The sequence below is a fragment of the Streptomyces sp. CB02959 genome (genome assembly GCF_002803155.1).
GTDB lineage: Bacteria > Actinomycetota > Actinomycetes > Streptomycetales > Streptomycetaceae > Streptomyces.
The window spans coordinates 1-13,324 of the sequence record NZ_NNBP01000030.1 but is presented as its reverse complement, the minus strand read 5'-3'; the positions used below and the strand labels follow the sequence as shown (position 1 = coordinate 13,324).

10 protein-coding genes are annotated in these 13,324 nt (G+C 70.1%); all 10 read right to left on the bottom strand.

The window, feature by feature from the left end; all coding sequences use genetic code 11:
• Positions 1–3: 3 nt before the first annotated feature.
• On the bottom strand, positions 4–1,518 hold the full coding sequence (locus tag CG747_RS36740; RefSeq protein WP_100606249.1) for a VirB4 family type IV secretion system protein: 1,515 nt from the start codon (positions 1,516–1,518) through the stop codon (positions 4–6).
• 55 nt (positions 1,519–1,573) lie between these two features.
• A complete protein-coding gene (locus CG747_RS36735; RefSeq protein ID WP_100606248.1) occupies positions 1,574–2,038 on the bottom strand; it encodes a DUF6238 family protein in 465 nt (154 codons plus the stop codon).
• A 38-nt stretch (positions 2,039–2,076) separates the two neighbouring features.
• On the bottom strand, positions 2,077–3,549 hold the full coding sequence (locus CG747_RS36730; protein ID WP_100606247.1) for an SCO6880 family protein: 1,473 nt from the start codon (positions 3,547–3,549) through the stop codon (positions 2,077–2,079).
• Positions 3,550–3,636: 87 nt separating this feature from the next.
• Positions 3,637–5,013: an ATP-binding protein gene (locus CG747_RS36725; RefSeq protein WP_100606246.1), complete on the bottom strand. Its 1,377-nt coding sequence runs from the start codon at positions 5,011–5,013 to the stop codon at positions 3,637–3,639.
• 34 nt (positions 5,014–5,047) lie between these two features.
• The gene (locus CG747_RS36720; protein ID WP_100606245.1) at positions 5,048–5,740 is read right to left on the bottom strand and encodes a hypothetical protein; all 693 of its coding nucleotides are present in this window, start codon (positions 5,738–5,740) and stop codon (positions 5,048–5,050) included.
• A complete protein-coding gene (locus tag CG747_RS36715; protein WP_100606244.1) occupies positions 5,741–6,055 on the bottom strand; it encodes a DUF6112 family protein in 315 nt (104 codons plus the stop codon).
• 140 nt (positions 6,056–6,195) lie between these two features.
• Complete coding sequence (locus tag CG747_RS36710) at positions 6,196–9,228, bottom strand: TniQ family protein (RefSeq protein WP_100606243.1); 3,033 nt, start codon at positions 9,226–9,228, stop codon at positions 6,196–6,198.
• Positions 9,225–10,313, bottom strand: a complete 1,089-nt coding sequence (locus CG747_RS36705) for an ATP-binding protein (RefSeq protein WP_100606242.1) — start codon at positions 10,311–10,313, stop codon at positions 9,225–9,227. Before CG747_RS36705 ends, CG747_RS36710 begins: the two co-directional genes overlap by 4 nt.
• Positions 10,310–12,361, bottom strand: a complete 2,052-nt coding sequence (locus CG747_RS36700) for a Mu transposase C-terminal domain-containing protein (RefSeq protein ID WP_100606241.1) — start codon at positions 12,359–12,361, stop codon at positions 10,310–10,312. The genes CG747_RS36705 and CG747_RS36700 overlap by 4 nt, the downstream gene beginning before the upstream one ends.
• On the bottom strand, positions 12,358–13,110 hold the full coding sequence (locus tag CG747_RS36695; protein WP_100606240.1) for a TnsA-like heteromeric transposase endonuclease subunit: 753 nt from the start codon (positions 13,108–13,110) through the stop codon (positions 12,358–12,360). Before CG747_RS36695 ends, CG747_RS36700 begins: the two co-directional genes overlap by 4 nt.
• Positions 13,111–13,324 lie beyond the last annotated feature (214 nt).

Below are 13,324 nucleotides of genomic sequence, written 5' to 3'. Positions count from 1 at the left end.
TTTTCAGTGCATGCGGGCGTCGGTGTCGAAGAGTGCCAGCTCGTGGGGGTGCAGGAGGTGCTGCACGATGAAAGATCGTCCGGCGACCTTCCATAGTCCGCGGCCCCGGTTGAGGTGGGCGATGGCGTCGGTTTCCACCGAGGTGAGTCCCAAGAGTCCGGCTGCTGCATGGAGTTGGTCGGTCTCTTGCCGGTAGATGATGCGGGTGGAGCAGTCGGCGAGCAGTCCTTCGGCCAGGGCGCGTCCGCGGGATCCGGCGTCGCCGGCGGTGAGCAGGTCGGACAGCCGGTGGATGACCATGAGGTTGGCGATGCCCAGGCCGCGGCTCAGCTTCCACTGGGACTGCATGCGCTGCAGCAGGCCCGGGTGGCGCATCAGGCGCCAGGCTTCGTCGTAGACGATCCAGCGCCGGCCGCCGTTCGGGTCGGACAGGGCGGATTCCATCCAGGCCGAGGCGCAGGTCATGGCGAGGACGAGGGCGGTGTCGTCGCCGGAGCCGCCGAGGTGGGACAGGTCGATGGTGAGCATCGGCGAGTTCGGATCGAAGGCGACGGTGCTCGGTGCGTCGAACATGCCGGCGAGGTCGCCGTGGACGAGGCGGCGCATGGCGTGGGCCAGGTCGCGGGAGGCGTCGCCGAGGCGGCCGGACATCATGCCGCCGGCGGTGTCGAGTTCGTCGGGGTTGTTCAGGGTGGCGGCGATGTCGCCGAGCAGCGGGGTGCGGCCGGTGGCGGCGGCGCGGGTGACGACGGCGTCCAGAGCGACGTCGAGGCCGGTGTGCTCCATCGGCAGCAGGTCCCGCCCGAGGACGGTGCGGGCCAGGGAGCCGAGCAGCAGCAGGCGGCGCTTGCGGATCTCATTGGCCCAGTCGGCCTCGGAGACGCTGTTGGGCCTGGGGGCTGCGTCCAGGGGATTGAGCTTTCCGGGCAGTCCAGGGCCCAGCGCGATGGAGGTGCCGCCCAGAGCTCTGGCCACAGGCGTCCATTCGCCCTTGGGGTCACAGGGGACGTAGACCCGGTACCCGAAGGCGATCGAGCGGAGCGCGAAGGACTTGGCGAGAGCGGACTTGCCCTGGCCGATCACGCCGGCCAGCAAGACGTTGGGGTTGGTGAAACCCTCGATCTTGCCGTAAAGGGCGAACGGATCGAAACAGAACGACGCCTCGGCGTGGACGTCGCGGCCGATGTAGATGCCTTCCGCGCCCAGCCCGCCTTCGGCGAGGAAGGGGTAGGCCCCGGAGGCGGTGGCGGTGGTCATGCGGTGGGCGGGCAGCTTGAGCTTGTTGTTGCGGGCCGAGGCGGGCCCGGGGCGACCGGCGGGAGGGAAGAGGGGCAACGGCATCGTCTGCTCCTCCGCGCTGGTCCCGGTCGTGTGGGCGGCGGCCTCGGTTCGGGCTTTCGCGGTGGCCTCGGCGAGCTGCCGGCGGGCTGCCTTGCGGGCGGCGCGGTCAGTGCCGTGCGGGGTGAACAGGGGGCTGGCGCTGGCACGGCGGGCTCGGCGCGCGGGCCGGTGGTTCATGACATTACGGCTTTCACGTGAGGGGGTCTCGGTGCGGTGCCGCTCAGCTGGCGGGTTAGCGGCTGCAGCTGGTGGTGTGGCCGTGAAGCGGGGTGTTGAGGTCGCTCGGGGTGGTCTTGCGGCGTACGAGGTGGCTTGCGGCGAGGTGGCGCTGGCAGATGGTCAGGACGGGTGGGCCCTCGGGCAGCCGCTCGGGATGGCATTCGGTGTCCGGCGCGGTCTCGTGCACTGCGGGCAGGAGGTGGAAGGCGTCGTGCACGGCAGCGGCGGACTGCCACAGCCGGGTGTGCGCGGTGGCCAGGTGACGGCCGGCGGCGGGATTCGGGGGCCGGGTGACCTCGGCGAGATGGTCGAGCAGTTGATGCAGCGCGGTCAGATGGGCGTGCACTACGTCGAGGTGGACGCGGTCCGCGCTTGTCGGAGCGGTCTGCTGGGTGAGGGCGCGTGCGTGGTGGCGGACGCCGGCGCTGGCGGCCCGCAGATACGGGTGGGCGTCGCCGACGGGGAGGGCAGAGGGCAAAGGGATCCTTGACGGCGGGGATGCGCCGCGGGGTGGGGTCACAGAGCGGTGCGGGCGAGCGGCAGCGCGCCGAGCGTGAACGCGTCGGGCTGCTGGTAGTTGAGGCGCCGCAGGTCGACCTGGGCGGTGACAGCGGCGGCTTCGATCTGCGCGCAGGCGGCATCGAGCAGGGCATCGGTCTCGGCGGAGACGGTGAGCAGCCCGGTCAGGGCGACATCGGCGTGCCCGGCGATCAACTGACGTTCGCGGATTTTGACGTCGGCGTACTCGACGGAGTCGGCCTCGGAGTCCACCTGGCCGCGGCGGGCGCGCTCGTTGGCGTCGGCGATGATCGCGGCCTTCTTGCGTTGGACGTCGCGCATCGCGGACTCGATGCCCTGCGGCACGTAGATGAGGGAGAGGGTGCGCCGGACGCCGGTGGTGAACATCAGACCGTGCAGGAAACCTGGGCTGGTTTCGGTGCGGGGCCAGTCTTCGACCCAGTAGGTGGCGTGCCGAGCGGTGTCGGTGGCGAGCCGGTCGTACTCCTCGACCTGGACCACGGGCCCGGCGGCGGCTGGTTCTGCCTCGGCCTGGCCGGATGGCGACCACTGCTGCAGAGCGGACAGTGCCTTGGGGTCGTAGGCGGTGCGGATGACGGCGGCGATTTCGCGGGCGCTGAGCCAGCCGGTCACGGTCAGTCCGGCGCTGCGGGCAGCCTGGGCGATGGAGGAGGTGGTCTGTTCCATCACGGTGAACGCACCCGGGAGTCCGCCGCCGGCCTGGCTGATGAGGCGCTTGGCGGCCTTGAGATCCAGGGAGATCGCCAGGTATGCCTCGTGTGGTGCGGCGGCAGGGCCTGCGGAGGCGACCAGTTCGCTGTAGACCTGTCCGGCGACCGGTGTCTGGGGGTTGCCCTGTTGGGTCCAGTGGCGGGTCAGGGTGTCGCCGGAGTCGGGGACGGTGCGTTCCAGGACCTGCACGGTGGCGACGTGCCCGGTGCGGGCGATGCCCGCCAGCGCGCGTCCCCACCCGGCCACGTTGTGGTTCTGCGTTGCCGGGTCGAGCAGTGCGAAGGCGCGGCTGGAGACCCGGGCGACGGCGGTCAGGGTCTGCTGGTGCGGGTCGTGCACGGCGGCGGCCTGGTTCGTCGAGTCGCCGGGGGTGACCACGCGCAGCGAGGCGGCGCTGCCGGGAAGGTGCAGGATGCCGTCCTGGCGGGGCCGGGTGACGGGCCGGGCGCGCCACAGGGTCTGTCCGGTGCGGCGCCGTCGTGCGTAGCGCAGGACGATCGGCGCCCAGTCGATCAGCGAGCGGCCGTGGCGGCGGACCGCGACCAGGGCGGTGACCGCAGCCCATAGCGGGGTCAGGGTGATGGCACCGAGCAGCCCGGTGGACACCACCGTGACCAGCAAAAGCGCCAGAGCACAGGAGACGAGGACGAGTTGGGCCAGGGAGAGGCCCAGCAGGATGCCGCGCCTGGATCTGTGGGGGAATTTGACCGTGAGCGGGGTGATGGAGAGATCAGACAAGGGCCGTTCCGATAAGACGCGGGTGGTGTCCGGGGCGGCACGCTGTGCGAAGGGCACGGAGCGTGCCGCCCCGGAGTCGGGCAAGGGTCAGATGCCGGTGGGCGGAGGCGGCGGAGTGCCGGTCCCGCTGGCGGCGCCGGCGGAGTTCGGTGCCGGCGGTGGGCCCTGCGGCGGTGGCGTGGAGGCGCCTGTCCCGGGCTGGGACATGAAGTTGCCGCCCTGGCCGGCGGGTGATCCCGAACCGGCGCCGCCCTGACCGGGAGAGCCGCCGAACTGGCCGCTGGTGTCGTCCCTGGGGCTGGTCGGCGGAGGCTGGACGGCCTTCTCCAGACCGCTCTTGATCCCGTCGCCTCCGGAGGAGCCTTGGGAGCCGGAGCCGCCCCCCTCCTTGCCGTTGCCGCCCCCGGTGGGATTGGCGGCGACGTCACCGGGGAATCCGCCGCCGGACACGGCGTTGGGGCCCTGCGGTGCGGCGCCTGCTCCGGCTGCCGCGCCGCCGGTTCCGGCAGTGGCAGCCATGGTCGCGGCCTTGCGTCCGGCGCGTTCGGCGTGCTGGCGGGCCATTTGGGCACCGGCTCCGCCGGCACGGTGGATGTCCTCGCCGTTGGTGCCGTCGGCCGCCCAGTGGACGAACTTGAACACGGCGTACGGGCAGAGCAGGACCAGCACCACGATCACGATGCCGGACATGACGTCCGCGAGCGCGGCCAGTCCGTCCTTGGAGTTGGTCCTGCCCATGGCGGTGATGCCCAGGACGAAGATGATCGTCATCAGCAGCTTGCTGACCACGAGGGTGGCGGTAGCCTCGATCCAGCCCTTGCGCCACCGGCGTGCGGCCTCCCAGCCGCCGCCCGCTCCGGCGAAGACCGCGAGCGTGACCAGGACGAGGATGCCGACCTTGCGGACCATCATCACGCACCAGTACAAGAACGCCCCGACGGCTGCGCCTAGCCCGGCAAATACCGCCACCAGCCAGCCCATGCCGGACAGTGCGCCGATCTGGCTGACCAGGACGATGCGGCGGACAGCGGATTCGATGGACAGGTGCGCGGAGGAGAACAGCCCCTCCGAGAGCGCGTCGACCACTTCGATGGCGACGGTGGTCGCCGCGATGGCGCAGAAGGCGAACAGGACACCGCTCATCGTGCCGGTGAATGCCTGGGTGAGGGCTTGTCCGTCGCGCCTCACGGCGGCTCTGATGAGCTGCGCGCAGAACGTGCCGACCAGGATGATCAAGCCGATCGGCAGGAGCATCTCGTAGTTGTCGCGGAACCATGTGGCGTTCAGGTCCACGTTGGTGGTGTTGTTCACGGCTTTGGCGGCCAGATCGGCTGCGGCGGCGGCGAGTTCGCCGGCGCTCTTGGCCATCCAGTTGCCGATCGCCTTGCCGGGGTCGGAGACGAAGTCGACCGCGTCGCCGACGGCGCACACCTTGTCCGCGAGGGGGAGGTTGCAGAAGCCCAAGGGGAGTTGTCCCTCCTTTCAGATGGGGTTGGGGTCAGGGCGCGACGGTGGGGGCGATGGCGACCAGAGAGCAGTCGCGGGAGGGCCGGCACTGCACGGCGAGGGTCACCGAGCGGTCCTCGGCTCCGCTGCCGCCCTTCTTCCAGGCGATCTTCTGCGTGCCGGTGACGGTGACGTAGTAGATGTACGCCTCGGTGATCGCGGAGGGGTCGTCGGCCAGGGCCTGCTTGAACGCGGACGGGTAGTGCGCGTCGGTGACCTTGGCGGAGGCGTGCTGGGCGTTGTCGCCCAGGCGCGACCACAGCACCGGGTCCGGAACCTGACCGGTGACCGAGTCCCAGTCGGCGTACTTGGCCTCGGCGGTCATCCACGTCTTCATGCCGGCCAGTTCCTGGTCGCGGCTGGTGTCGCGGGTGTCGTAGGACCACAGCATCGCGGCGGCGGCCTTGGAGTAGGCGAAGGGATCACTGATCCGCGGGGGCTTGGGCACCGATCCGGCGCCCGGTGGCGTCGCCGTCGGCGTGGGATCCGCGGAGGGCGTGGTGCTGTCCGTCACGGACGGCGTGGCGCTGGCGTCGTGGTGGTGTCCGTCGTGCCCGGTGAACCAGGCGGCGATGCCGGCGACGGCGAGCAGCGCGGCGATGACGACGGCGACGACCAGGACGCGGCGTTTCGTCGACCAGGTGGCGCCATAGCCCGAAGGCGGGGAGCTGAATCGGTTCGGCATCTAGTGGACCTGCGACCCCAGAGCCGAGAAGAAGGCGACGATGCCGTTCGCGGCTCCCAGGCCCAGGGCGGCGCCGGCGGCGACCACGGCACCCTTCTTGCCGTTGGCTTCGGCCTGGTGACCCCCGGTGTGGTGGCCCCAAGCCCATACACCGAGAGAGACGGCCAGGGCACCGACGACGGCCACGATGCCGAACAGGTTGATGCTGTTGACGACGTTCTTCAGCACGGAAAGGCCAGGCAGGCCCCCGTCGGAGGGAGAGACGCCTGGGTTGTAGGCGAGGTAGACCACGTGGTCTGCGAGAGACATGGGTATGGCAAAGCTCCTTGCATGGCAGGCCGGATGGCCCAGCGGGGAAGGGGAAGAAGAAGGGGGAGGAGGCGCTCGGGGCGCGGAGGTGACCGGCCGGGCCCGCCCGGCTTCCAGGGGCCAGGCGGGACACGTGTAGGTTCCGGTTATTTCTGTCGTCCGCGGTCGGCGTGACCTGCGGCTTCAGACCGGTGTCTCGACGTTCTGTCGGTGGATTCGTCCCACCGTTCTGTCGAATTCCTAGGAGCCGGGAACCTGCGGGTGTGCAGTTCGTGGGCTGCGGCGCGGCGGCCCTCGGGTGTGAGCGAGTAGTAGGTGATGCGTCGTCCGGGGCCGCGTCCGGGTGTCGCTCGGCGCATCCAGCTGCCGTCATCTTCGGGGCGGCTGGTCAGCCAGCCGGCTTGTCGGAGTCGCCGGAGCTGGTCGGAGACGGTGCCTTGCGGCAGGTCGGTTCGACTGTGGACCTGGGCTCCGTAGAACTCCTGGTCGGCGTGGTCGAGAAGGTCTTGCAGCAGCGTGAGGGTTTCCTGACGGATGCGGATTCGTTCGACGGCGATGCCGTCGAAGGGCTTCAGCGGGCCGCGCTTGCCCCGGTGGCGGGCGGCGGCCTCGGCTTCGGCGATCGTGCTGACGTCGGACATCGGGAGCATCTGGGTGGGGGAGAGGGCGTTGTTCATCAGTGCCTGGACTTCGGGGCGCTGGATGTTGCGGAGCAGTGATTTGCCGCGGCTCGTGGGGCGTTGGGGGGTGGTCTGGACGGAGCGGTGATAGAGGGGATGGCCGATGTCGGCTTCGAGGCGCTGAAACTGTGTGGTCAGGGCCCTCTGCTCGGCGCCGAGGTAGGCGCCGGCGGTGGTGAGGTTCGGGAAGGACATCGTGATGTGGAAGCGGTGGAGCCGGAGCCAGCCGTGCAGGGTGCCCTCGACGGCCGCGCGGATGTCGCGGGGGATGGACGTGTCGAGCTTGGCGATCATGACTGTCCGGCTGTGAACGCCCTGGGCTCGCAGGGGGATGCCGAGGCGCTGGAGGCGGCGTCGGATCGTCTCGTCCTCGGTGTCGAGCTGCAGGGCGATGTTGTAGGTGGAGCGCTGGTGGGTGAGGTATTGCTCGCGCAGCCAGTTCTCGTCGATGGGCAGCGGGCGGCGGGTGCGGTAGATGGTCAGCCCGAGGTCTTTGGCCCGTTCGACCACGATGTGACGGGGCAGATCGGTCTCCTGGGCGATCTGGGTGAGGGGCTTTTCCTGCTGGGTGTATTCCCGATCGAGGAACTCAGCGGTGAGGGTGGCGCGAGCTCGTTCGCGCAGTTGCCAGGAGACCAGCGGGGAGGTGGGGCTGGTCCACTGCCGCGGCCTGGGGCCGACGTGTTCCAGCGCGAAGCGGACGTGGGTGAGGGTGGTGCCCAGTTGCTGGGCCGCTTCACCGGGGGTGCGTTGTTCGACGCAGACGATGCGGTCCAGGGCTTCCAGGTCGATGTCGCTCAGCGGCCGGCCGGGCAGGGTCAGGCCGGTCGCGAGGTCTTCGGGTGGTTCCCAGGTGTGGGGTTCGGCGATGTTCAGCTGAGCGAGGAGGGTGCGGGCGTGGGCGTGCAGGGCTTGGCGCTGGTCGAGGGTGAGGGTGGGCAGGAAGGCGAGGTAGCGGCTGCGGTCGCCGGCTGACTGCCAGGCCAAGGGGTGGGCGGGGTCGGCGAGGTCGGAGCCGGTCAGCAGCTGGTGGAGGTAGCGCTGGGCCTGGACGAAGCGGGGCGTCTGGGAGGTGCTGGTGGGGGATTCGCCGGGTTGTGTCCCGGTGTCGAAGCAGAGCTGTTTCCAGGCGTCCCAGGTGATGGGCTCCCCTGGGATGAGGTCCCGGCGCCGCTGGTAGTCGATGGCGCTGCCGTGGTCATCGAGATGGTCGGCAAGGCGGCTGAGCGCGGTGAGCACCTCCGGGTGCTTCTCGATGCTCCGTCGCAGGACCAGGCCCATGGTGTCCGACAGGTAGGGGTGGAGCCGGTCGGTGATCTCGCGGGTGCTCTGCTGCGGCTGGCCGGGCAGGAGCAGCAGTGCCGAGGCCATGGCCCGGAAGTAGTCCTCGTCCGTGCCTTCGCGCGGCATGAGCTGGACCGTCCAGGTGGGCCAGAGCAGTTGGGGAAGGTGGCGGAGGCGGTTGGTCGAGACCGCGGAGTCGGCTGACGGATAGCCGGCGCGGTCTGTGGCCGAGCGCAGACGCAGCCGGTCCATCGGGCGCATCTGCGGGTCGGCGGCCTGAAGGAACCGTCGGTGGGCGTCGGCGGAGAGCTGGTGCCAGGGATGGAAGTCCATTCCCTGCGGTGCGGGAGACCCTGTGGCTTCTCCTTGCCGGCGCAGGTGTCGGATGGCCTCGATGGCCTCGGCGTCCGTGCCGGCCAGGATCGGCTGAGCGGCCTGGGCGAGGGCGCCGCGGGCCGCGGCGGACAGCGGCCGCAGGCGGGCCTTGGGGGACGGTGGCGGCTGACGGCTCCAGTCGTCGAGCACCACGGCTCCCAGGCCGTGAAGATCGGCGGTGGTGAGCGAGCGCAGCAGCCAGGAGGTGCAGGCGTTCAAGTCGGAGAAGACCGTGTGGGCTTCGGCCTGGTCGGGCTGGGCCAGCAGAGCATCGATCCAGGCTTGGGCCTCCAGCAGCCGATGCCCGGTCGGCAGCACGATCGCCGGTGCCGTGCTCAGGTCGGTGCCGCAGGTCGAGGTGTCCCTGCCTGTGCGCAGGCAGCTGCCGGGGGCGCTGCGGTGCGTCCGCCGTGGCATCGCCCGCCGAGGCGCGGTGTGGCAGCGCGGGCAGACGTCGTGCAGCAGCACCTGGTGAGTGGTGCAGGCGAACGTCCAGGGCAGCCACCAGTGCAGCAGCCAGCGGCCGTCGCGCTCGCTCAGGCACTGCGGGCAGAACCGGCAGCGGGGCTCGCGCTGCGGGCCCAGCGGGAATCCGCCGCCGAGCACCGTCGCATCGAGACGGCCTGCGGGCAGAGCGGCAACGTGCTCCAGCTGCCGCAGGACGTGCGGTTCCAGACTGGTGACCAGCGAGCGGGTGGCGAGGAACGGGGGCAGGTGCAGGACCTTCAGCAGGGGTTGGATCGGCAGCCCGTTGCGGCGGGCGAGGGCCTCCAGCCAGCTGTCCAGGCCCTCCCCGGGCAGGGGAGCGACGCGCAAAGGCAGCACGCGCAGCGGGGTCATGAGGCGGCCTCCGTCCCGGCGGTCTGTCGCCGGTGGGCGAGGGACGCGGCCAGCTGTTTGCGGGCCTGTTCGGAGGCTTCATCGAGGCGGACCTCGTCCAGCAGATCGCGGGTGAGGGCCTCGCCGCCCGTGCGGATGGCGCGGTAGCAGCCCCGCATCAGCAGCGTGAAGTACGACCCGATGTGGCCGCTGGTGCGTTCGAAGAGGTAGCCGTCCAGATTCGTCAGCTGGCCGGGTCGGTGCTCGGCGAGGACGAGTTGCCGTTCGGTGGCCTTGAGCAGGCTTCGCCAGTGCCGGCGCCCCGTCTCGTCGGTGAGGCTGAAGGGAGCGACCCCCAGGCGGGTCCAGCGGCGGGCGGTCTGGGCCAGGACCACGTTCTTGCCCGACAGGCCGTCGGCGAAGAACCGGCGCTCGGCGAGGCCGACGCCGACATAGACGAAGGTGACGGGCAGCTCGTTGGCCAGCCACTTCAGGTGGTTGGAGACCGCGAGGCCGTCGCGGCGGTCCAGGTCGATGAAGTGGACGTCGTCGATGATGCCCAGCTGGGTCTCGCAGGACAGCACGCAGTCCAGTGCGTGGCTGGCCAGGGTGGCGGCGTTGGCCCGGTCGGTGGCGGGGTGGCCGTAGAACTCGCAGATCATCCGGTTCAAGGTCCGAAGGGTGGTGTTGGAGGTCAGCCCGACGCGGAAGACGGGGATGCGTTCGTGCCCGGCGGTGGTGACCTGGCCCAGGCGGCGCATCTGCCCCCGGTCGAAGGTGCGGCCGAAGAGGTTGGCGATGGTGGTCTTGCCCAGCCCCGGCAGGGCGTCGATCACCGCGGCCGAGCGGATGCGGTCCCCGTCCTGCCGGTTGGATGCGACGATCTGGTCCAGCTCATCGTGGACAGCGGACAGCTGCGGGGTCGCGACGATGCCGAAGTTGGCGTGCCAGTCGTGCCGGGCGTCGTTGTAGTCCTCGGCCGCCTCCTGGCCCAGGGCCGACAGCTGGCGCAGAGTGAGCGTCTCGGGCCGGAGCCGCGGTGCCTCGTCGACGAAGCGTCGCCAGCCTTCCTTGCGGGAGAGACTGAACAGGTTCGGCTGCCTCATTCGATCACCTCGAAGGCGTCCGCGTAGTAGTCCTCGCCGTCCGGCGAATCGAAGATCTCCTCTTCGTCGTCGCTGTCCCCGACCGGCGGATCAGGCACCACTGTCAGCTCGGGCGGCGAACTGGCCGTGGCCTGTTCGGGCAGGGTGGGCAAGGACAGCGCGTTGCGCTCGGCCGACAACCGCACCGCCATGCGGCGCTCGCGCCGGCCGGTGACCATGCCCTGGTCCCAGCGAGCCAGCAGATCTCCCAGGGCCTCGGAGGCGTTGATGTGCCGGCCGGTGCGGGCAGCCAGCCGCCGGGCGTAGGCGGCGGCTTCCGCGCTGAAGGCGGACTCCAGCCCTGGGGCGTGTTCCCACTGGAGGGCGTGCCAGGAGTTGTCGTCGGGGTCCTGGAAGTAGACGAAGCGGACATCGTCGGGGTTGACGTGGAACGGCCACCGGCCGGCGAACCGGCCGCCGTAGGGGCTCGTCGCCCCGCGCAAGCCGTCCAGCGCGGGCCCGTTGTAACGCAGCCCGTCAACGTCGACACCGTAGTGCTGGATCGTGCGCGGCTTGACCTGCAGAAAGTCGAACGCCAGCTCAGCAGTGGCGGGCATCCGCAGCCGTCCGGCCCGGTGCAGGCCGATGCGCAGCATCTCCATCGGCGACAGCTCCAGTTTCGGCCACTGCGGGACGACCAGCCCTTCATGCCCGCGACAGTGGTAGACCTCGCTGATCCATTCGCGGATGACCTCCTCGACCTCGTGGATGTAGAAGAACGCCTGATCCTCGATGCCCTCGCCGCGGCTGTGAACGTCCGGGCCCTTGTAGGCGGGCAGGTGCTGGATCAGCCCCTCGCGCAGGGTGCGGAAGAACCGCTCGACGGTCGGCTTGTCGGTCGGCTTCTTCGGCTGGGCCGGCTGGATCGACATGCCCAGCCGGGTGCAGACGCTGATCACGTGCGCGGACATAAACGCTCGCCCGTGATCGATGACCAGCGTCTCCGGCGGACACAGCCCCCTTCCCGGCACCAGGTCTTCCTCGGTGAACACCACCTGGTCCCACAGCCCGTGGTAAGGAGCCAGCTCGGGACGGGCGGCATTCTCCATCGGCGGGCAGACCGCCTCGAACAGCACCCCGGCGACGTCGACAGCCTTGGTCGAACACGCGGTCACCCGCAGGCCCACGATGCAGCGGGAGAACAGGTCCTGGGCGACCGTGAGTTGGACGGGCACCCATCGGCAGGTGACCGGCTCCATGGCGAAGATGTCCAGGTCCTGCGTGTCGAGCACCACGAACTCACCCGGTCGCGTCGCCCGCAGCCGCCCGTAGGTGCCGCGTGGGCGATCTGCGATGGAACGACGGGCCTTGGCGCTGCCGGAGACCGCGTTTGTGCCCTTGGTCAGCTCGGCCAGGCGCCGGTAGGCCGTAGCGCGGGACGGCAACGGCACCCAGCAACCGAACTCTTCCTCCACCCGGTCCTCAACCCGGCGGAGAACCGCTGAGCGGGTCGGCGTCGAGGCGTTCACCGACTCGGCCAGCACCCGGCGCAGGGCTTCCTCCCAACGCGGATCCACCCGCGACCCGCGGCCCTTGAGGGCCCGGGTGTCCACCAACCCGGCCTCGCCGGCCTCGCGGTAGGCAGCCACCCACCTGTCGATGGTCCGGTGCGAAACCTCCAGTTCAGCGGCCTTGGCCGCCGTCCGGTCGCCAAGCGGCAGATCGGGATGGAACTGTGGGTGCGGCTCGTTGGCCCCGGCGCATTCCGGGTGGCCGGACCGATAGCCGGTCAGCACTTCCCTCACGTGCCGGGCCCGTTCCCGCAGCTTCGCGCGCTGGGCGGCAGACAGATTCGCCAGCAGGACGGACGCCTCCTGACATTCCGGCTCTGTCCCCTCGTCCAGGGACCGGGCGCCGGCGGCCAGCCGCCCGAGAGGCAACGTGCTGAACTCGCCCGTCCGCTCATTGCGCAGCGTGGCGACGAGCCCTTCGAGCTCGACCACCTCGACCACGTCGCCGCAGTAGAGCAGCCGAACTCCAGGGAAAACGGTCACTGCCCGGTCGCTCATGCCACCACCTCGAACGTCGTCGCCGAGCCCATCGGCCGGCGCAGGTCCGCGAGCAGGGATCCTGACCAGATCAGGTGCAGCACCAGCGGACGCACCGCTTCCCGCGGCATCTCGTCGGCCAACGCTGCCTCGATGCCGCCAATGGTCGACTGCTCTCGGGCCGCGGCGATGACCGCGGGCATCCGGTCCGTCTCCAGCAGCTCAGGGCGCCGAAAGCCTGCGAGGAACCGCACGTTCTCCACCACGACGGGATCGCCGCCCGACCAGGTCTCATAGGCCCAGCCGCGGCGAGCGCACACACGGTGCGTCCATGCGAACTGTGCAGTCACTTTCGGGTCCTTCATGCGTGAGGGGGCTTTGACATCAACGACGGTCACCAGACCGTCGGCGTGGACAAGCAGCAGGTCAGGAACGTGCTGCCGTAGCCGGTCGCCATCGCGGCCGGCCAGATGGAAGGGCTGGGAGGCGATCTCCACCACCCCGGGGTCGAAGTCGGCCAGCAGAATGCGAGCCAGCTCCAGCAGGCTCTCGTAGGCCACCAGCCGACCAACCGTGGCGGCGTAGTACCAGCCCGAGTAATGACGACGGCCCTTGTACCAGCGGAAATCCCGCACCGGCAGACCGCCGGTCACCTCGGCGACGACGAGCCGGTCCAGGCCCGTCTCAACGAGCTGACCATCCGCCTGCCGATAGCGGACGGAAACCGTCTCACCTTCTGTCGTGCCGTTCCTGCTTGAAGCGCGTGCCACGAAGACCCCCTGTGTAGGTGATACCGACACCGGGACAATGGCCTGCGGCCAGCGGTAACCTGCGGGAAAGGCACGGCAAACCAAGCGAAAGGCTGGTTCTCGAACCGAGGTGGCGTTCGTCGGTCACGTACAGCAGGCCCGTGGATCTGGGGCTCTGGGCGACAAGTTGATGACAAAACGCTGAGACAACGACATCTCCAATGAGAATCTACAA